The organism is Alitibacter langaaensis DSM 22999 (assembly GCF_003096995.1).
Lineage (GTDB): Bacteria > Pseudomonadota > Gammaproteobacteria > Enterobacterales > Pasteurellaceae > Exercitatus > Exercitatus langaaensis.
Window position 1 is genome coordinate 22,735 of record NZ_QENU01000004.1, and the last position, 19,624, is coordinate 42,358.

Sequence of the window (19,624 nt, forward strand, 5' to 3'; positions counted from 1 at the left end):
TTAAGCAAATTTGACCGCACTTTAGTGGGCAATAAGCCCACTCATTTATTATGCGTGTAATGGATTAATACGATCCACATTCAAACCAAATTTTGCAATAGCATCTGCAACCACTTGATTTGTTACCGTACCTTCTTTCGCTAATTGTGATAATGCAGCAACCACAATGTAACGTTCATCCACTTCAAAATGCTCACGTAGGTTCGCACGGCTGTCTGAACGACCAAAACCATCAGTACCTAACACATGGTAGTGTTTGCTTGGTACGAATGCACGAATTTGATCGGCGTATGATTTCACATAGTCAGTTGCGGCAACCGTTGGTAGATCCGCAAGCACTTGTGCTACATACGGTGTGCGTGCTGCTTCGGTTGGATGTAATAAGTTCCAACGTGCACAATCATGGCCATCACGACCTAATTCATTAAATGATGGCGCACTAAATACATCCGCTGTTACACCATAATCATTCGCTAAAATTTGCGCTGCTTCACGCACTAAACGCATGATTGAGCCAGAACCTAATAACTGAACACGACCTTTGCCTTTGCCTTCCACGGTTTCAAATTTATATAAACCTTTACGGATGCCTTCTTCTGCGCCCGCTGGCATAGCTGGTTGGTCAGTGATTTCGTTCAAGGTTGTCATGTAATAGAACACGTTTTCTTGTTTTTCACCGTACATACGGTTAATACCGTCTTGCATGATAACTGCCACTTCAAAGGCGAATGATGGGTCATAAGTGACACAGTTCGGGATAACGCCTGCTTGAATATGGCTATGACCGTCTTCATGTTGTAATCCTTCACCATTCAATGTTGTACGACCTGAAGTACCGCCGACCATGAAACCTCGCGCTAATTGATCGCCTGCAAGCCACATCATATCGCCCACACGTTGGAAACCAAACATTGAGTAATAGATGAAGAATGGGATCATTGGCAAGTTATTGACAGAGTAAGAAGTTGCCGCAGCTACCCAAGATGAGGTTGCCCCTAGCTCATTGATACCTTCTTGTAAAACTTGACCATCTGTTGCTTCACGATAGTAAGCCACTAATTCACGGTCTGAAGGCACATAGTTTTGTCCTTGTGGATTATAAATCCCGATTTGACGGAATAAACCTTCCATACCGAATGTACGCGCTTCGTCCGCAATAATTGGCACGATATTTTTACCCATATTTTTATCTTTCAATAGGGTATTTAATACACGCACGAACGCCATGGTTGTTGAAATACCACGTGGCTGTTCATCTAACAACGCTTTAAATTCATCTAATGCTGGAACTTGGAATTCCGTTGTGAATTTAGGGTGGCGCGCTGGTAAATAACCATTTAATGCTTTACGACGACCGTGCATGTAAGCATATTCTTCGGAATCTTCAGCGAATTTAATGTATTCTAATTTTTCTACTTGCTCATCAGTTAATGACAATTGGAAATAATCACGGAAACCTTTAAGGCTTTCTAGTGACATTTTTTTAGATTGGTGAGCTGTATTTTTACTTTCCGCTTCTGGGATTTTATAGCCTTTCACTTGGTGCGCTAAAATCACAACAGGTTTACCTGCATTCTGTGCTTTCGCATAAGCCGCGTATAATTTTTCGCTATCATGAGCACCGCGGCGTAACTCCCAAATTTCGTCATCAGTCATATCTGCCACTAACGCTGCAGTTTCTGGGTAACGACCGAAGAAGTGTTCACGAATATAAGCACCATCTTTTGATCTAAAGGTTAAATAATCCCCATCAACGGTTTCCATCATTAACTGGCTTAATTTACCTGAGGTATCTTTCGCGAATAATTTATCCCATTCGCTACCCCATAATACTTTAATGACTTCCCAACCCGCACCAGTAAACAAGCCTTCAAGCTCTTGAATAATTTTACCGTTGCCATCTACTGGGCCATCTAAACGTTGTAAGTTACAGCTAATAGTGAAAATTAAGTTGTCTAATTTTTCACGAGCGGCAAATGTTAATGCCCCTTTAGACTCAATTTCATCCATTTCGCCATCGCCAAGGAATGCATACACTTTTTGATCTTTGGTATCTTTCAAACCACGGTTATCAAGATATTTTAAGAAACGCGCTTGATAAATCGCATTTACAGGGCCTAAACCCATTGATACCGTAGAGAATTGCCAGAATTCAGGCATTAATTTAGGGTGAGGATATGAAGATAAACCGTCTGCAAAGGCTTCTTGACGGAAATTATCCAATTGTTCTTCTGTTAAACGGCCTTCTAAGAAAGCACGAGCATACATACCTGGTGATGCATGGCCTTGGAAGAAAACTAAATCGCCGCCATTTTTTTCTGTTGCCGCTTTAAAGAAATGGTTAAAACACACTTCATACATTGTTGCTGCTGCTTGGTATGTAGATAAGTGACCACCGAGATCTAAATCTTTTTTCTGGCTACGCAATACCATTGCGATCGCATTCCAACGCGCAGCAGAACAGATGCGCTCTTCAATTTTGTGATCACCAGGATAAGCAGGTTGTGCAGAAACTGGGATCGTATTGATATAAGGTGTTGTGATACCTGATGGCAATGAAACGCCACCAACACGTGCTTTGCTCATTAACTCTTCAATAATAAATTTTGCACGTTCTACACCTTCTTCACGAATTAATGAATCAAGTGATTGTAACCAATCTTGGGTTTCGATTGGATCTACGTCATTTTTTAAAATTTCTGACATAGTTCTTTCCTTTTAGTAGATGAATGAAATGGCTTTTACAAGGAAAAGCCGCTAAAGTCCTAAATGAATAAATTCCTTTTGTTAATTTTTCACTTAACAAATTGTTGAAATTTTATAAAATTTTTTGAGTTAAAGATAGTAAATTTTACTTATTTTTAACAATTAATTCACTTAACCACGCTGTTTTTGGCTAAATTTGTCAAATTTTGACCGCACTTATGCGCGCTTTTCATGATTTGATTTATTTCTACGACAGCCAAATACCCCAAAAGTGCGGTCATTTTTGCGCAAGTTTTTGCCATTCAAGGCCATTCACTTTCTTAGCAAAGTGCGGACAGATTTTAACATATAAAAAAAGCGTGAATATTGATTCACGCTTTTTATTAGACGACTAACGCTAATTATTTAGCCGCTTCGCCATATTTTTGATTTAATGATTTATCCAATTCATCTAAAGCTTTTGCAGAGCTTTGTAACTCATTCACTTGTGCTTGAAGTTTGGCTTTTTCTTCATCTGTTAAGGGTGTTGCTACAGCTCTTGCTGATTTAGACGCGATTTCTACAGATAATTTAAGTAGTGCTTCGCTTTTATCTTTAAGTTCTTTTACTTCTTTATTTTTTACATCAATTTTATCCAATGAAGCAATAATTTCTTTGGCACCATCTTCATATTTTTTAATGATAGGCTCAACATCCGCTGGCGTTTTTGCTTGTGATAAAGCAGTTTGAAATTCGCTTAACATTTTTTGTTGAGCAGGTTGTTGCTGTTGATTCCAATCAACGATTTTTTTATAGTCTGCTTTTGGATTATCACCACAAGCAGTGATGGTAAATGCTAACGCTAAAGCAGCTACAAATTTGATAAATTTATTCATAAGTTTTTCCTTATATTTAAGTAAGAGAGATTAAATTGCCCAACCAAAGGCATAGAACGCAACTAATGCGATTGCGATTAGTACCGTTCCAAGGTTTAAGTTTTTCACATCGCCTGACACGATGCGACCGATGACTAATGTTGCGAAACCAAGCATAATGCCCGTGACAATATTAGCTGTTAATACAATAAATACAGCACAAACTAAACCGCTTATTGCACCAACAAAATCATTAAAATCCAGCTTGCTTACATTACTTAACATCAGTAAACCAACGTACATTAATGCTGGAGCTGTTGCATAGTTCGGCACCAGAGTAGCAAGGGGCTGAAAGAATAACATTAATAGGAAGCCAATGCCAACAACAATTGCAGTAATTCCCGTTTTTCCGCCTGCTGCTGTACCCGCTGCTGATTCAATATAAACTGCTGCAGGTGCAGTACCAAACACGCCAGACATTAAACTACTCACTGAATCTGATGTTAACGCCTTGCCGCCATTGATAATTTGCCCATCTTTGTCTAACAAATTACCTTGCCCAGCAACTGCGCGAATTGTGCCTGTTGCGTCAAATACGGCGGTCATCACTAAAGCGAAAACTACTGGTAAAATCGCAGGCTGTAATGCGCCTTGAATATCTAATGCCAAGAACAAGGATTGTTCACCAAATGTTGGCATTTTAAAGACTTCGCCGCTAAATTTTACATTTGGATCAACGATTAAACCAATTATCGTGATCGCAATAATCACCCATAAAATTGCACCTTTAACTTGCAATTTTTCCAAGCCAATAATCAGCGCAAGACCGATTAACGACATTAATACAGGGAATGCAGTGAAATCGCCCAATGCCACTAATGTGCTTGTGCCGCTGGCTTTGACAATACCAACGCCTCCCGTAGCAATCAGCAACAAGAATAGCCCAATACCAATTCCTGTACCGTGAGCAATGCTCGCGGGTAAGTTACGCAAAATCCACGAACGGATACCCGTTGCAGAAATTAACGTAAAGAATAACCCCATTAAGAACACAGCGCCTAAAGCAACAGGAATGCTCACTTGTTGCCCTAATACCAGACTAAATGCGGTGAAAGCCGTCAATGAGATCGCACATCCAATTGCCATCGGCGCGTTCGCCCATAAACCAATTAGGATCGATCCCAAACCAGAAACCAAACAAGTGGCAATAAAGACACTTTCCGCAGGAAACCCTGCTGTGCCCAGCATATTTGGCACCACAATAACGGAATAAACCATCGCTAAAAATGTCGTTAATCCAGCGATAATTTCTTGGCGAACATTCGAGCCTCGCGCTGAAAGTTCAAAGGTTTTTTCTAAAGACATACGCTACCTTTTCAAAGATCTAAAAATTTCGCGTATTTTACCGAAAAGTTGCCAATAGTAAACGTTTTCGTCATAAAAAAGATCTGCAGATGCAGATCTTATAAAGAATGTTGACGATTATTTGTTGATTTGGCTACCGATTACACCACCCAACGCTGCACCACCTAAGGTTGCCCCTGTTGAATTGCCGAGTACATTACCCGCTACACCACCGATTGCAGCGCCAATAGCGGTATTTTTTTGTGTACGGCTCATATTGCTGCACGCAGCCACTGAACTAGCAATAAATACTAAGGTTAAGATTTTTGCGATACTTTTCATAAAAATAACTCCATTTTTCCAAGTTAATCAAAATTAAAAATCCGTGCTTAAGACAATGGAGAATACTGAAAGTTCGTAATTAAATTGTTCGCTATCATTTTTTTTTCATACAAGTGCGGTCAAAAACAGTAAAATTTTTCACCGCACTTTGTACAATTGAGCTGCAATTTAGCGAGCTGATATTCGGGAAACAAATGAAAATCGCTTTTGCTCTAATCCTAAAGGATTTATACTAATGGCTTGGTAACCTCTATTCAAAAGGAAAAGATGATGGCAATTTTAGTGACTGGTGGCGCTGGCTATATTGGTTCGCATACGCTTGTGGAATTATTAAATAATCACCGTGAGGTTGTGGTATTAGACAATTTATGCAATTCCTCCCCAAAATCCTTAGAGCGCGTAAAGCAAATCACGGGGAAAACGGTAAAATTCTATGAAGGCGATATTTTAGATAATGCGCTATTGCAACGTATTTTCGCTGAAAATAAAATTGATGCGGTAATTCATTTTGCAGGATTAAAAGCCGTTGGCGAAAGCGTGCAAAAGCCGATTGAATATTATCGCAATAATGTCACGGGTTCCCTTAATCTTATTCAAGAAATGCGTAAAGCCGGCGTGTGGAACTTTATTTTTAGCTCATCTTCTACCGTGTATGGCAACCCTGAAGTCATTCCTGTTACAGAAGATTGCAAGGTGGGTGGCACAACAAATCCTTACGGCACATCAAAATTAATGGTCGAACAAATTCTCACGGACATCGTCAAAGCGGTTCCTGAATTTAGCATTACCCTATTGCGTTATTTTAACCCTGTGGGCGCTCATGAAAGTGGCTTGATCGGCGAAGATCCAAATGGTATTCCAAATAATTTAATGCCATATATTAGCCAAGTGGCAATTGGTAAACTCAAAGAATTATCTATTTTTGGTAACGATTATGACACCGCAGACGGCACAGGGGTGCGTGATTATATCCATGTTGTCGATTTAGCTATTGGGCATGTTAAAGCCTTAAATCGCCATGAAAATGACGGTGGTTTACATATTTATAATTTAGGAACAGGTGTGGGCTATTCCGTGTTGGATATGGTGAATGCATTTAATCGCGCAAATGGTATTGAAATTCCGTATAAATTTGCTCCTCGCCGAGCAGGCGACATTGCTGTAAATTATGCCGATGCTTCGCGTGCAGCCAAGGAATTAGGCTGGAAAGCCGAACGTGGTCTGGAACAAATGATGAAAGACACATGGAATTGGCAAAAAAACAATCCGAAAGGTTATAAGGAATAATGTATTCTTCATCGGGGCGTCATCACGCCCCATTTTTTTACTAAGCTAGGTTTAGGCTATTACATTGCAACCCCATTATGCTACAACAACGTTCAATCATTTCACAAATTTTCAGTAAGAATATGCTCCTTTGCCTGTACACTGGTTTCTGTTCAGGTTTGCCTTATTTTTTATGGGCGCAATTATTGCCCGCTTGGTTCACAAAATCAGGCTTAGACATCAAACTCATTGCGGGTTTCACCCTTACTTCGCTCCCCTACACATGGAAATTTCTGTGGGCGGCACTGCTCGACCGCTATGCTTTACCCTTTTTAGGCCGCCGTCGTGGTTGGATTTTTGTGGTGCAAGTTTTACTGATCACCATTATGGCGTGCTATGGCTTGCTCGATCCACACCAAGATATTCTGATGATTGTGGGTATGTCGATTGCGCTCACGTTTTTATCCGCCACGCAAGATATCGTGATTGATGCCTATCGCCGAGAAATTCTCTCTGATGAAGAGTTAGGTTTAGGCAATTCTATTCATGTTTATGCCTACCGCATTGCTGGGCTTATCCCAGGTGGGTTGTCGTTATTTTTAGCCGATCATTACGCTTGGCAAAGCGTCTTTCTCATTACGGCAAGCTTTTTGCTGCCTTGCCTATTTGTAACGTTTATTGCTCGCGAACCCAAATCTTTGCCTGTGGATCGCAACCAGCCTTTTTATATGGCATTCGTTGCGCCATTTAAGGAATTTTTCCAGCGCAAAGGTATTGCAAGTGCGGTCGGTTTAATCGCATTTATTTTCTTATATAAGTTAGGGGATTCCCTTGCCACATCATTGCAAACGCCGTTTATTATGAGCATGGGCTACAGCCTTTCAGATATTGCCGCGGTTGTGAAGCTAACATCATTTTGGGCAAGCTTGGCGGGCGGTATTATTGGCGGGATTGCGATGATAAAAATTGGTGTCAACCGCGCCTTATGGCTTTTCGGTTTAGTGCAATTAATCACCATTTTAGGCTTTGCTTATCTCGCTAGCTTTGAGCATTTTGATACGGTTCAATTAGCCGAACTGATTAAATTAGGCATCGTCATTACTGGGGAATATCTCGGCGTGGGGCTTGGCACAGCAGCGTTTGTCGCATTTATGGCGCGAGAAACCAACCCGCTTTATACCGCAATGCAACTCGCTATTTTCACCAGCTTATCAGCACTGCCAAGCAAATTACTTGGTGCTTACACGGGGCACATTGTCACCTGGCTGGGCTATTACCCATTCTTCTGGATCTGCTTTTTCTTAGCCATTCCAGGGATGATTTGTCTGATTTGGGTCGCGCCTTGGAATGAAAAATCAAAAGAAAATTAGGAATAAAAAATCGAAAGAAAAATCGCCAGCCTAAAACTGTGAGAATTTTGACCGCACTTTTGCCTGTTTCGGGCTGCATATATTCCATCACACAGTCCTTATCTTATGCGTGATGAATATACAAAATTGTTAAACACCACAAAGCAGAATTTGTTTTCAAGCTCATTGCCTTATGCATTAACTTTCCGCATTTTTTTGCATTCAGGGCTTGAGTTTATTCTGCTAGCAAGGTATTTTATGGGGATATTTTTCACAGTCAGAGGTTAATATGAAAATTATTCTTTTAGGCGCACCAGGTGCGGGCAAAGGCACACAAGCGCAATTCATCATGAATAAATTTGGCATCCCACAAATTTCAACAGGGGATATGTTGCGTGCGGCAATCAAAGCGGGTTCTGAGTTAGGCAAACAAGCCAAAACCTTAATGGATGCGGGTCAATTAGTGCCAGATGATTTAATCATCGCCTTAGTGCAAGATCGTGTGGCACAACCCGATTGCGCCAAAGGTTTCTTATTAGACGGTTTCCCACGCACCATTCCACAAGCGGATGCGTTAAAAGCAGTGGGCGTTAGCATTGATTATGTTTTAGAATTTGATGTGCCTGATGAAGTGATTGTAGAGCGTATGAGTGGACGCCGTGTTCACCCAGCTTCTGGGCGTTCTTATCATGTGGTTTATAATCCACCAAAAGTGGAAGGCAAAGACGACGTTACGGGCGAAGATTTAATTATCCGCGCCGATGACAAACCTGAAACTGTATTAGATCGTTTGAAAGTGTATCACACAACAACAAAACCGTTGGTTGATTACTATCAAGCAGAAGCCAAAGCGGGCAACACTCAATACTTCCGTTTAGACGGAACGCAAAAAGTGGAAGAAGTGAGCGCGGAATTAGACAAAATTCTGGCTTAATCCACATATTTAGTTAATCCATACAAAAGTGCGGTCAAATTTTTCAAAATTTAACCGCACTTTTCTTATGTTAAAACCTTTGTTTTTCTATTATCTCACTTCGCTTGTTTTACTTCACTGCGGATTCCAGCTCAGTCACCATTTTATCCATAGATTCCAAGCCGCCAAAAGTTAAATACCAATTTTCCGCATTCAAATACACGATATGGTGATTTTTCGCTGCGTTAGTTTTATTGACGATTTCATTATTTAACACAGTTTGCGCATTATTGGCTTTATCAGTAATTGCCGCGGTGCGATCTACAACCAGCAAGTAATCAGGATTTTTCTCCGCAATGTATTCAAATCCAATGCTGTTGCCATGAGTTGAACCGGTCAAGTTGGTATCAATAGGGGTAAAGCCGAAGTTTTGATACACCATAGCATAACGTGAATTTTGACCAAACGCACTGATACGGCTTTCGTTCACTAATGTCATCAGCGCAGTTTTCCCTTTAGCTAAACTCGCTAGTGCAGAAATGCGTTTATCGAGCGCTGCTAATTTCTCTTTGGCTTGCGCTTCTTTATTGAAGATTTTTCCAATGGCTAAAATATTTTGTTGCAAGCTTGGATAATAATTTGTGTAATCATTTTCAATGTAAAACACTGGCGCAATTTCTTTTAAACGAGCAAGTGCTTTTTTCTGACGGGTGGAAGCAATAATTAAATCTGGTTTCACATCATTAATATTTTCAAACGCAGGCTCTGGTGCAGTGCCCATATTGGCATATTTTTCATCCTTAAATTCAGATAAATAAGCCGGTACTTTGCCTTTGATTGTGCCTACCACACGATCTTTCACGCCTAATTGACGCATAGTATCTAACGCCGCAAAATCAAGCACCGCAACACGTTGCGGATTTTCTGGCACCACTTGTTTGCCCGCAAAGTTTTCGACCGTAATGTCCGCTGCATTCGTATTAACAGCCCAAAGTGCGGTTAAAGTAACAGCTAAAATTGAACGTTTTTTCATTATGATTTTCTCCTGTTAATAAATTTTAGTTTCTAAAATAGGTCGCAATTTTATGTCCTGCAATTTCTTGAATAGGGATCGACATTTCATAAATATCTTCCAAAACATGGCTTTGCATAATTTCTTCAACACTGCCCTGCGCCACTAAATTGCCCTGTTTCATCGCCACAATATAATCGGAATAGCAAGAGGCAAAGTTAATATCATGAATTACGATCACCACGGTTTTATTCAGTTCGGTGACCAATTTACGCAACACTTTCATGATTTGCACCGAATGTTTCATATCTAAATTATTAAGCGGCTCATCAAGCAAAATGTAATCCGTATCTTGAGCAAGAGTCATTGCGATGTAAGCCCGCTGACGTTGCCCCCCACTTAATTGGTCAATATAACGATGGCGAAATTCCTCTAAATCCATATAGCCAATCGCATTGTCAATAAAAGTGCGGTCAGTTTTCGTTAAATTTCCTTTAGAATAAGGAAAACGCCCAAACGCCACTAAATCTTCCACCGTTAAACGCAAATTAATATGGTTCGACTGCTTTAAAATAGAAAGCTGTTTCGCGATATCTGCGCTTTTTTGTTGAGAAAGTGGGCTGCCATTTAGCAACACTTCGCCATTATCCGCTGCAAGTAAACGGCTAATAATGGATAATACCGTGCTTTTCCCTGCGCCGTTTGGGCCGATAAACGATGTAATTTTCCCCTGTGGAATGGTTAAAGAAACCGAATTTACTACCGTTTTATCGCCGTATTTTTTCGTAATATCACAAATTTCTATTGCCATTTTTTGCTCGTTCTTAACAGTAAATAAATAAAATACACGCCACCGACAAAATTAATGATAATGCTTAAGGTCGTGTTAAAAGTGAACACGCGTGCCACCAATGTTTGCCCTAAAATCAATGTCATCATCGAGATCAACATCGCGGCAGGGATTAAAATCTTGTGTTTATAGGTTGGCATAAATTCAAAGGTTAAATTCATCACCAACAGCCCAAGAAAGGTTAATGGACCGACAAGTGCGGTCGCCACGGAAATTAAAATTGCCACAATCACCAATAAAATTTTCGCCAGTGATTGATAAGGCACGCCAAGATTAATCGCTTGCTCACGCCCTAAAGCCAACACATCAAAATAACGCCAATAGCGCAATGACCACAGCATTGTTGCCACTAGCATCACCAAAGCGAGCCAGAGAATATCTTGGTTTATGCGGTTGAAACTGGCGACACCAATATCTTGCGCTACTTGAAATTCATTCGGATCGATCAGCACTTCCATAAAGGTTGTCATGCTTTGGAAAAAAGTGCCGAAAACGATGCCGACTAATAATAAAAAGAAAATATTTTGGCTTTCTCGGCGGAATAAAAAATAATAAAGCAACAAAGCAAAGCCAACCATAATGGACGTAGAAACAAGAAATAGTAATGTTTGGTTGACCGACATCAAGGTGGTGAAACCAAACATAAAGATAATCAGAGTTTGAATTAAGAGATAAAGCGAATCCAACCCTAAAATACTCGGCGTTAAAATACGATTATTGGCAATCACTTGGAAGATCATAGTCGCCAGCGCAATTGCCGCCCCAGTGACCGCAATGGCAATGAGATTCAACACTCGATGATGCAGAGCATATTCCCAACGATTCGGTAATTGATAAAACAAAAATGCCACCACCGCAAACAAGACTAGCAAGCCTAAACTTGCTAATTTTTGACCGCACTTTGCACCAGATTGACTATTCATATTGATACCGCTTGAAAAGTAAAATCAAAAAAATCGCACTACCACATACCCCAACCACCGCATTAATCGCAATTTCATAGGGATAAATCACTACACGGCCTAAAATATCACACAGCAACACAAATACCGCCCCGAGCAATGCCGTATGCGACAAAATTTTCTTCAAATTATCCCCTAAATATAAGGTGACTAAATTCGGAATAATCAAGCCTAAAAAAGGAATTACGCCAACCGAAATAATGATAATTGATGACACCGTTGCCACAATCGCAAGCCCGAGATAAAGCACTTGCGTATAATTCAGCCCTAAATTCGTGGCAAAATCCTGCCCCATTCCCACAATGGAAAAACGGTGTGCAAATAAATAGGCAAAAATAAGCGCGGGAATACTGAAGTATAAAAGCTCATAACGCCCCGCCATCACCAAAGAAAAATCCCCTTGCAGCCAGCCCGAGAGATTTTGGATAAGATCTTCTTTATAGGCAATAAACATCGTAATCGAGCTGATAATATTGCCAAACATAATCCCCACCAGCGGAACGAAAATGCTGTCCTTAAATTTTAGGCGAGAGAGAATCGTCATAAATAACAACGTGCCGATAAACGCCACCGCAATGGCTACCGTAGTTTTTGTTAATACTGAAGCTGTCGGCAAGAAAATCATCGTGAGCAAAATGCCTAAACGAGCGCTATCCATTGTGCCCGCCGTGGTTGGAGAAACAAAACGGTTACGGCTCAACTGCTGCATCACCAAACCACAAATGCTCAACGAAGCCCCAGCGATCAAAATGCTAATTAAACGTGGAACACGGCTAATTAAGAAGATCTGCCATTGTTCAGGGTTGAAGTTAAGTAACCCACTGATATTTAAGGTGCTCACACCAATAAATAATGAAATGAAAGAAAGCAAGATCAATAAAAAAACTAAATAACGGCGCTTAAACATCACCCTCAATACCGATAAAGTAAAATGATAACAATTCTTAATATAGAATATCATCCTAAAAATTTTGCGCAATAAAAAAGTGCAGTAAAAATTAAAGCATTTTTGACCGCACTTAGGTTAGCTTGTTGATATTGCTATTTTGCTCACTCAAACATCATAACAATTACATTGCCACTGCAATTTTCCCATCGGGTTTTGACCCGTATTATTGAGTTCTTAGAGCAATAAATATTAACTGAATTACCAAGGTTGTGTTGTTGGGCCCAAAGTAAATTCACTCACATTGGTGTCATCTGGCTGGCTTAATGCAAATGCGACTACATTTGCCACACGTTCTGCCGGAATTTCATAGGCATCGTATAACTGACGGTAAGCTGTCGATGTTGCTTCATCAGTGATATTAGAGACTAATTCTGATTGTACCGCCGCTGGATAAATAGTCGCTGTACGAATGTTAGTGCCAGCTTGTGCGGATTCCATACGCAAAGCTTCCATAATGGCTTTCACCGCCCATTTGGTACCACAATACACCGCACAACCTGGATAGACTTTTAAACCTGCCACAGAAGACACGCTTAAAATATGACCTGATTTTTGTTCGTTGAAAGTCGGTAATACGGCAGCGATACCATTCAACACGCCTTTGATATTTACCTCCACCATCGCATTCCAATTTTCTGTTTCAAGCGCAGAAAGCGGTGAATTTGGCATTAAACCTGCATTGAGAAAAATTGCATCGAGTTTACCAAAGGCGGATTTGGCTAGCTCAACCAGCATAGCATTATCTTCAGGTTTAGTTACATCAGTAACACGATAAACCGCTTCGCCACCTTGTGCTTTGATATTATTTACAATTTCCTGTAATTTAGCCTCACGACGCGCACCAAGTACAAGTTTTGCGCCTTCTTCTGCCAATTTATACGCTGTTGCTTCGCCAATACCACTTGATGCTCCCGTGATAATCACGACTTTATTTTTAATGTTATCCATTGTGTTTTCCTTTTGTTTTGTAGCTAATGACCATAAGCTTACACTTGTCATTTACGCATAACAATGACATAAATCCGAATTAATTATTAAGCAAATCCGAATAATCTTTTTATATTTAGGTCAGCTATTTCTCTCTATTTTGCTGAGAAAGCTCAATTGTGGCTAATTTTCTGCTCTAACACATAAAACAAGAGAAAGATTACAATTTGTTATATTCTTCGTCTGAAACTGCTTCTAACCATTCGTTACTGGTATTTTCTCCGTCCACTTCTACGGCTAAATGTTGAAACCAGCTGTCTTTAGCGGCGCCGTGCCAATGTTTTACGTTGGCTGGAATGTTCACTACATCGCCTGCTTTGAGTGCTTGTGCAGGTTTGCCCCATTCTTGATAATAGCCTCGTCCTGCTGTCACAATAAGCAGCTGACCGCCGCCTTTGCTTGCATGATGAATATGCCAATTGTTGCGAACGGTGGGTTCAAACGTCACGTTATAGATTTTCACTTGCTCGGTCGAAATTGGGGCAAGATAGCTTTTGCCTGTAAAATATTGAGCATAAGCATCATTTGATTGACCAAGCGGGAATTGGCTCAATGTTGGCGGAAGTATGGCTTTAATTTCAGCAATTTGCGCATCCGTCACGCCATTATGCTTACTAATGCCAATATGCGCATTAAGTTGGCTTTCTGCGCCTGCAAGCTGGCTAAGGGCTGCCACAGTCACGATTTCGCGTTCTTGCCATGTTAATAAATCGCTAGCAAAAATATCGCCAAATAAATGCGCTTTTAAATAGCGATCGATATCGGGCGAAAGCGCGGTTAAATTCACAGTTTGTCCGACTAAATCGGTTTGTGTTTGCGTGCCTTGTTGAAGAATATCAGTATCGGCTGCAAGTGCGGTCGGTTCTCGTCCAATTTCTGTTTTTACGCCTTTTTCTTGTCGCTCGTTCACGGTTTCCATCAACGCATTTAACGCATTTAAACTGCGCGGAAAGCCCGTATAAGCATAAAGTTGCACCATCACATCTTTAATTTCATTCACGGTTAATCCGTTATCTAACGCCTGATCGGTGGCAATTTTTAAGTTTTCGATATCGCCTTTAGCGGTTAAAGCGCCAATTTTGGCAAGTGAATATTGTCGAGTGGAAAGATTCATTTGCATTGCTCCTTGTGCTGTCTGTTGTGTTGCAGGTTTTGTGTCAGTGGCAAAAACGTCTCTGGCAAGGCAAAAAGTGCGGTCAAAATTTGAAGGGTTTTGGTTAGCGGTGTCATTTGTTCGCTAACCATATAAGTAGAAACAATTATATATTATAGAACCTTGTTTATGTGATGATAATAACGAAAAAACGAATTCTCTATTAGGTAGAATCAAACAATCAGTATATGATAACGCATATAAAAATTAATAAATTTGATGAGAAAAATACTATGCACAGTTCAATTTATGGCTATTTGACTATATTTCATACAATTGTCGCTGAAGGCTCTATCGCAGGAGCGGCGCGTAAATTACAAATGGCATCGCCTTCAATTAGCCAATCCCTCAAGCTCTTGGAACAGCACGTGGGCTTGCCGCTATTCAACCGCACGACGCGGAAAATGGAATTAACCGAAGCGGGTTATCGTTTGGCGGAATCCACTCGTGATGCATTGCAATCCTTAGCCGTTGCCGTAGAAACGGTGCAAGATCTCAGCAACACGCCCAAAGGCATCGTCAGAATTACCGTTCCCCAAGTGGCATATTGGTTGTTAATCGAGCCCCGCTTAGGCGAATTTTCCGAACGTTTTCCCGATATTCAATTAGAAATTTCGATTAATGACGGCATTGTCGATATTTTAAAAGAGCGGTTTGATTTGGGGATCCGCTTTGGTGATAAAGTCGAAGAAAATATGGTCGCCAAAAAACTCACCGCGCCGCTCCGTTTGGGAATATATGCGTCTAAGGCTTATCAAGCAAAATTCGGGCTGCCTAAAAAAATTGAAGATCTGCAACAACATCGTTTAATTGGCTTTCGTTTTACCACCTCTAATCGCATTTTCCCATTAACCTTACTCAAAGACGGCGAAGAAATTTCAGTGGATATGAAAATGCCAATGATGGCGAACAGTTTATCGGTTGTCAAATCTGCGATAAAACAAGGGGTTGGCATTGGGCATCATTTTGAGCCATTAATCGCCAGCTATGAAGATAAATCCGAATTTTCACCCGTGCTAGAAAAACATTGGAAAACCTTCGGCACGCTTTATCTCTATTATATGCAGCATAACCAAAAAGCAGGGCGAATACGCGCTGTGATTGACTTTCTTACCGAGCCCCAAGCTTAAAACAATATAGACCGTCTTTAAACTAGGCGGTCTTTTTTATTTCAAAGGTAACATTCTGAGCATTTCAGGCTTTAGGTTAAGATAAAAAAATCCTGTTTTTTTGACCGCACTTTTATCGAAAATAAGCCCATTAAACTTTTCATTTATGGAAATATGGATTTTAAATTCGCATATTGTTGCAAATATTCTCTGCTTTCAGATTTATCTCACCACTAAAATTACGCTCTTTGGCTGGTTCGTAATAACGTCCGTTGCCGTCATTGATGACTACCGTAGCGTAATGCTAATAATGCTTTTTCATCGCATTTTTTAGATATTGTTATTAAAAAAGGAGATAAATACTACCGCACTTATCTCCTATGCTCTAAATAATTAAGCCGTTATTTTACTTCAAATACTAAGATTGAACCTGGGTTGGCTAATTGATCGGTAACTTTACCATCAAGCCCCATTACATTACCCGCCACATCAGTTGCCACATAGATTTTTTTCGTATCTGGGTTAATTACAGCTTTACGATAACGGTTATTTGAGTGGAAGTAAGTTTTTACATCACCACGAATATTCGTGCCATCAGCATTTAATGGTAAAACGTAAAGTTGGCCATTTTTCAATGATGTCACCACTAATGAGTTATCCCACGTTTTGAGCGAACCTTCTTTTGGATAGTAGGTTACGCTACCTGGGGCAATGGTTGGCCAGCAGATATAAGCCATTTCACCGCAAGTTGCATCACTGAAAGAATAATTTTTGCTAACGGTATAGAATGATTTTACTGGTGCTTCAAAATCTTTATGGTGCCAATCGGTTTCTTTTTCGCCTTTCACGTCAGTTGGCATACCTTCTTTTGGACGCACTTTTGATGTTGAATAATTGACATACTCGTAAGCTTGGTTATCTTGATAACCTGCAACGTGTGGCCAACCGTAGTTTTTACCCGCTTTTAAAATATTCACTTCGTCATCACTTGATGGACCTTGCTCGCTTGAATACAAAGTATTGCCAACAAACACTAACCCTTGTGGATTACGGTGCCCATAAGTAAATAAATGGCTTTTCACCCCGTTGATAACAGGGTTATCCGCAGGAATAGAACCGTCGGCATTTAAACGCAATGATGAACCAACATAGGCAGAGAAATCGCCTTTAGCAATTTCCGCCTTCGTTGGGGTGCGTTGCGCTTCGTTTTCTTTATATAAATTTTTACCTTGGTTATGCCCCATATCACCAATGGTGTAGTACAGTTTTTCATCTGGGCCGAAAATTAAACGCCCTGCATTATGGTCATTTGAGGCAGGCAAGCGGTCTAAAATTGCGGTTTCTTTGCCTAATTTTTGTGCTTGTTCGTCATATTCAAAACGAACGATTTTTGCCAACTCTTTTTCCCCATCTTTATAGGTATACGCCGCATAAACATAGTTTTTGCTATTTGGTTTTAAAAAGTCTGGTGCTAATGCAAGCCCTAACAAACCTTCGTGTTGTGGGCCGATGAACACGTTGTCCAATGTAATTAGCGTATGTTTTTCACCCGTTTCTGGATTAATACGATCAATACTTTTTCCTTGGCGTTCAGTAACCCATAAAAAATTATCTGGCCCCCACAACATTTCCCAAGGCGCATTTAAGTTAGTGGTTAATACTTTGCTTGAGAACTGGGGTTCAAGTTGAACGCTTTATTCTGTTTGTGCATTCGCTGCAGCCGTAAATGCTAATAAGCCTAATGCGATTAATGATTTTTTCATTGTCTTTCCTTTTTTAAAAAATTAAGGGATTTTCTAGCTATTTTCCAGCTAGTTATGGGTGTTTTACCATTCATAACAATGATAAAACTACCCCATTGTAATATAGACAGAAATTTCCGCCTATCATATTTTTAAACTGTTTCTACCAACACTAATTCCGCATCTTCAACCGCCGTTACACGCACACTGCTTTCGCCGTGAATTGCTGCTCCATCGCCTTTTTCAATGCGAATGCCGTTGATTTCTACTGTGCCTTTAGCTGGCACAAGGTAACCGTAATGGTCGGCGTTATCAAAATGATATTCCACGCATTCACTAGCTTTAATTGTTGCACCAACAACACGAGCATCCGTGCGGATTGGTAATGCATTTTCTGCTGCATCGTTGGCAAAACCACTCGCTAAGATAACGAATTTGTTTGAGCGTTCATCTTTCGGAAAAGGTTTTGTTCCCCAAGACGGTTTGTCCGCGGCATTGGCGTGGGTTGGCAAAATCCAAATTTGGAAAATTTTCGTTGCTTCGTCTTCAAGATTATATTCTGAGTGGTAAATTCCTGACCCTGCAGACATCACTTGCACATCGCCAACCACTGTTCGCCCTTGGTTCCCTAAACTATCTCGGTGAGTGATTGCACCTTGGCGAACATAGGTTACGATTTCCATTTCTTTGTGTGGGTGAGTATCAAAACCTGCTTGGGCGGCGATAGTGTCATCATTCCATACTCGTAAATTCCCCCAGTGCATACGGTTGCGATCGTAATAACCAGCAAATGAGAAATGGTGTTTTGCATCTAACCAACCGTGATTAGCAGCACCTAATTGTGAAAAAGGGCGACGTTCGATCATTTTTGTATCTCCAAAATTTGTTAATGAATAGAATGAAGCAGAAAATGCTTTTTCGTTCTCTCTATTCGGTATGGGTGCAGTATAGTGAAAAGTTATTTGATAAAAAATAGAAAATATGGAATATTATTTATTCCAAAATAACGATGATAAGAGATTAATATGAGTGGATTACCCGATTTAGAAGCCTGGGCGATTTTCGCCAAAATTGTTGAAACTGGCTCGTTTTCACAAACCGCCCGAGAATTAATGCTGTCGCAAGCGACCGTATCCAAGGCAATCACTCGTTTAGAAGAGCGAATGAAAATTACCTTATTTCACCGCACTTCACGCAAAATGACCTTAACCGACAGCGGAATGGCAGCGATTGGCTTGGCAGAAAAGCTATTACAAACGGGCGAGTTGCTTGAAATTGAAATTGGCGAACAAGCTAACCACCACCGAGGCAACATCCGCTTCACTGTTCCAATGTCTTTTGGCTTGCTCCAAATCGCCCCATTACTCCCCGAATTTATGCAGCGCTATCCCGAAATTCATTTAGAAATGAATTTAAGTGATGAAGAGGAAGACCTAATCAACAGTCGTTATGATTTTGCTTTACGCATTACCGACCCCAAAAGCTCAAGCCTCATAGCTAGAAAATTATGCGATGTACCCATTTTATTAGTCGGTTCGCCCTCTTATTTTGAACGTTATGGCAAACCTGAACACCCACGAGAACTTGTTCACCACAAAGCCTTATCATATAGCAACGCTAAAAACCACTTAAATTGGAAATTTACCCACCCCGAACAAGGCGAATATATCCAACCCATAGTCCCCATTATGTTAGCTAATAATGCCGAAGCTTTTACTCCCACACTGCTTGCCGGGATCGGCATCGCATTACAACCTGAATTTATGGTGCATAACGAATTGCAAAACGGCACTTTAACCACAGCACTTGATGACTGGGAAACCTCATCACTCGGATTGTACGCCTTAACCCCGCCCCACAGAAACCGACCGCAAAGGGTTAAATTGTTGATGGAATTTTTGAGAGCTAAATTAAAAGGGGAAGAAGTTTAGAAAATCATTTAGTCCATTAAGAGAATAGAGATTCCATTATTCGTGGTGTAAATCGCTTTCAATGGTTTTAATGGAAAAAGTGGTTTCGGTTAATTTTAAGGCTTTGTGTATTTGCTACCGCAATACCGAAAAACTTGCGGTATTATGTAGCAGTT

The 19,624-nt window shown here is 40.5% G+C and carries 16 protein-coding genes and 1 pseudogene; 5 read left to right on the top strand and 12 right to left on the bottom strand.

Annotation, left to right across the window (positions count from 1 at the left end):
• Nucleotides 1–48: 48 nt before the first annotated feature.
• The 4 genes from aceE to C8D76_RS04120 all read right to left on the bottom strand — a co-directional run bounded on the left by aceE (nt 49) and on the right by C8D76_RS04120 (nt 5,246).
• Nucleotides 49–2,706 carry a pyruvate dehydrogenase (acetyl-transferring), homodimeric type gene (gene aceE, locus C8D76_RS04105; protein WP_116631537.1) on the bottom strand — a complete coding sequence of 886 codons (2,658 nt, stop codon included), beginning with the start codon at nt 2,704–2,706 and terminating at the stop codon, nt 49–51.
• A 401-nt stretch (nt 2,707–3,107) separates the two neighbouring features.
• Nucleotides 3,108–3,581: a hypothetical protein gene (locus C8D76_RS04110; protein WP_116631538.1), complete on the bottom strand. Its 474-nt coding sequence runs from the start codon at nt 3,579–3,581 to the stop codon at nt 3,108–3,110.
• A 30-nt stretch (nt 3,582–3,611) separates the two neighbouring features.
• Complete coding sequence (locus tag C8D76_RS04115) at nt 3,612–4,925, bottom strand: NCS2 family permease (protein ID WP_116631539.1); 1,314 nt, start codon at nt 4,923–4,925, stop codon at nt 3,612–3,614.
• Nucleotides 4,926–5,042: 117 nt separating this feature from the next.
• The gene (locus C8D76_RS04120) at nt 5,043–5,246 is read right to left on the bottom strand and encodes a glycine zipper 2TM domain-containing protein (RefSeq protein ID WP_116631540.1); all 204 of its coding nucleotides are present in this window, start codon (nt 5,244–5,246) and stop codon (nt 5,043–5,045) included.
• 270 nt (nt 5,247–5,516) lie between these two features.
• On the opposite strand from C8D76_RS04120, the gene galE reads away from it, so the two are divergent.
• From galE to adk, 3 genes are all read left to right on the top strand, one after another.
• Nucleotides 5,517–6,533, top strand: a complete 1,017-nt coding sequence (gene galE, locus C8D76_RS04125) for a UDP-glucose 4-epimerase GalE (RefSeq protein ID WP_116631541.1) — start codon at nt 5,517–5,519, stop codon at nt 6,531–6,533.
• Between the two features lie 77 nt (nt 6,534–6,610).
• Nucleotides 6,611–7,882 (top strand): AmpG family muropeptide MFS transporter, encoded by a 1,272-nt coding sequence (locus C8D76_RS04130; protein WP_243405812.1) that lies wholly within the window; start codon nt 6,611–6,613, stop codon nt 7,880–7,882.
• 268 nt (nt 7,883–8,150) lie between these two features.
• The gene (gene adk / locus C8D76_RS04135; protein ID WP_116631542.1) at nt 8,151–8,795 is read left to right on the top strand and encodes an adenylate kinase; all 645 of its coding nucleotides are present in this window, start codon (nt 8,151–8,153) and stop codon (nt 8,793–8,795) included.
• 109 nt (nt 8,796–8,904) lie between these two features.
• On the opposite strand, the gene C8D76_RS04140 is transcribed toward adk, so the two are convergent.
• From C8D76_RS04140 to C8D76_RS04165, 6 genes are all read right to left on the bottom strand, one after another.
• Nucleotides 8,905–9,807, bottom strand: coding sequence for a siderophore ABC transporter substrate-binding protein (locus C8D76_RS04140; RefSeq protein ID WP_116631543.1), 903 nt, complete (start codon nt 9,805–9,807; stop codon nt 8,905–8,907).
• A gap of 25 nt (nt 9,808–9,832) precedes the next feature.
• Nucleotides 9,833–10,597, bottom strand: a complete 765-nt coding sequence (locus C8D76_RS04145) for an iron ABC transporter ATP-binding protein (protein ID WP_116631544.1) — start codon at nt 10,595–10,597, stop codon at nt 9,833–9,835.
• On the bottom strand, nt 10,588–11,559 hold the full coding sequence (locus C8D76_RS04150) for an iron chelate uptake ABC transporter family permease subunit (RefSeq protein ID WP_116631545.1): 972 nt from the start codon (nt 11,557–11,559) through the stop codon (nt 10,588–10,590). The genes C8D76_RS04145 and C8D76_RS04150 overlap by 10 nt, the downstream gene beginning before the upstream one ends.
• The gene (locus tag C8D76_RS04155) at nt 11,552–12,505 is read right to left on the bottom strand and encodes an ABC transporter permease (RefSeq protein ID WP_165814344.1); all 954 of its coding nucleotides are present in this window, start codon (nt 12,503–12,505) and stop codon (nt 11,552–11,554) included. Before C8D76_RS04155 ends, C8D76_RS04150 begins: the two co-directional genes overlap by 8 nt.
• Nucleotides 12,506–12,745: 240 nt before the next feature.
• Nucleotides 12,746–13,495: an SDR family oxidoreductase gene (locus tag C8D76_RS04160; RefSeq protein ID WP_116631547.1), complete on the bottom strand. Its 750-nt coding sequence runs from the start codon at nt 13,493–13,495 to the stop codon at nt 12,746–12,748.
• A 199-nt stretch (nt 13,496–13,694) separates the two neighbouring features.
• Nucleotides 13,695–14,648 carry a carboxymuconolactone decarboxylase family protein gene (locus tag C8D76_RS04165; protein ID WP_243405813.1) on the bottom strand — a complete coding sequence of 318 codons (954 nt, stop codon included), beginning with the start codon at nt 14,646–14,648 and terminating at the stop codon, nt 13,695–13,697.
• Between the two features lie 272 nt (nt 14,649–14,920).
• Between C8D76_RS04165 and C8D76_RS04170 the strand changes: the two genes are divergently transcribed.
• Complete coding sequence (locus C8D76_RS04170) at nt 14,921–15,817, top strand: LysR family transcriptional regulator (RefSeq protein ID WP_116631637.1); 897 nt, start codon at nt 14,921–14,923, stop codon at nt 15,815–15,817.
• 380 nt (nt 15,818–16,197) lie between these two features.
• Here C8D76_RS04170 and C8D76_RS04175 read toward each other — a convergent pair.
• Nucleotides 16,198–17,466 (bottom strand): annotated as a pseudogene (locus C8D76_RS04175) (glucose/sorbosone family PQQ-dependent dehydrogenase); the annotation flags it as partial.
• 224 nt (nt 17,467–17,690) lie between these two features.
• Nucleotides 17,691–18,404 (bottom strand): pirin family protein, encoded by a 714-nt coding sequence (locus tag C8D76_RS04180; protein ID WP_116631549.1) that lies wholly within the window; start codon nt 18,402–18,404, stop codon nt 17,691–17,693.
• A 159-nt stretch (nt 18,405–18,563) separates the two neighbouring features.
• On the opposite strand from C8D76_RS04180, the gene C8D76_RS04185 reads away from it, so the two are divergent.
• Nucleotides 18,564–19,469 (top strand): LysR family transcriptional regulator, encoded by a 906-nt coding sequence (locus tag C8D76_RS04185; RefSeq protein WP_116631550.1) that lies wholly within the window; start codon nt 18,564–18,566, stop codon nt 19,467–19,469.
• Nucleotides 19,470–19,624 lie beyond the last annotated feature (155 nt).

Excerpts from the sequence above, each read along its gene's own strand:
- C8D76_RS04150 (WP_116631545.1), bottom strand. The coding sequence starts at position 11,559 with ATGAATAGTCAATCTGGTGCAAAGTGCGGTCAAAAATTAGCAAGTTTA.
- galE (WP_116631541.1), top strand. The coding sequence starts at position 5,517 with ATGGCAATTTTAGTGACTGGTGGCGCTGGCTATATTGGTTCGCATACG.
- aceE (WP_116631537.1), bottom strand. The coding sequence starts at position 2,706 with ATGTCAGAAATTTTAAAAAATGACGTAGATCCAATCGAAACCCAAGAT.
- C8D76_RS04185 (WP_116631550.1), top strand. The coding sequence starts at position 18,564 with ATGAGTGGATTACCCGATTTAGAAGCCTGGGCGATTTTCGCCAAAATT.
- C8D76_RS04110 (WP_116631538.1), bottom strand. The coding sequence starts at position 3,581 with ATGAATAAATTTATCAAATTTGTAGCTGCTTTAGCGTTAGCATTTACC.
- C8D76_RS04130 (WP_243405812.1), top strand. The coding sequence starts at position 6,611 with ATGCTACAACAACGTTCAATCATTTCACAAATTTTCAGTAAGAATATG.
- C8D76_RS04160 (WP_116631547.1), bottom strand. The coding sequence starts at position 13,495 with ATGGATAACATTAAAAATAAAGTCGTGATTATCACGGGAGCATCAAGT.
- C8D76_RS04180 (WP_116631549.1), bottom strand. The coding sequence starts at position 18,404 with ATGATCGAACGTCGCCCTTTTTCACAATTAGGTGCTGCTAATCACGGT.
- adk (WP_116631542.1), top strand. The coding sequence starts at position 8,151 with ATGAAAATTATTCTTTTAGGCGCACCAGGTGCGGGCAAAGGCACACAA.
- C8D76_RS04165 (WP_243405813.1), bottom strand. The coding sequence starts at position 14,648 with ATGAATCTTTCCACTCGACAATATTCACTTGCCAAAATTGGCGCTTTA.
- C8D76_RS04170 (WP_116631637.1), top strand. The coding sequence starts at position 14,921 with ATGCACAGTTCAATTTATGGCTATTTGACTATATTTCATACAATTGTC.
- C8D76_RS04115 (WP_116631539.1), bottom strand. The coding sequence starts at position 4,925 with ATGTCTTTAGAAAAAACCTTTGAACTTTCAGCGCGAGGCTCGAATGTT.
- C8D76_RS04155 (WP_165814344.1), bottom strand. The coding sequence starts at position 12,505 with ATGTTTAAGCGCCGTTATTTAGTTTTTTTATTGATCTTGCTTTCTTTC.
- C8D76_RS04145 (WP_116631544.1), bottom strand. The coding sequence starts at position 10,597 with ATGGCAATAGAAATTTGTGATATTACGAAAAAATACGGCGATAAAACG.
- C8D76_RS04140 (WP_116631543.1), bottom strand. The coding sequence starts at position 9,807 with ATGAAAAAACGTTCAATTTTAGCTGTTACTTTAACCGCACTTTGGGCT.
- C8D76_RS04120 (WP_116631540.1), bottom strand. The coding sequence starts at position 5,246 with ATGAAAAGTATCGCAAAAATCTTAACCTTAGTATTTATTGCTAGTTCA.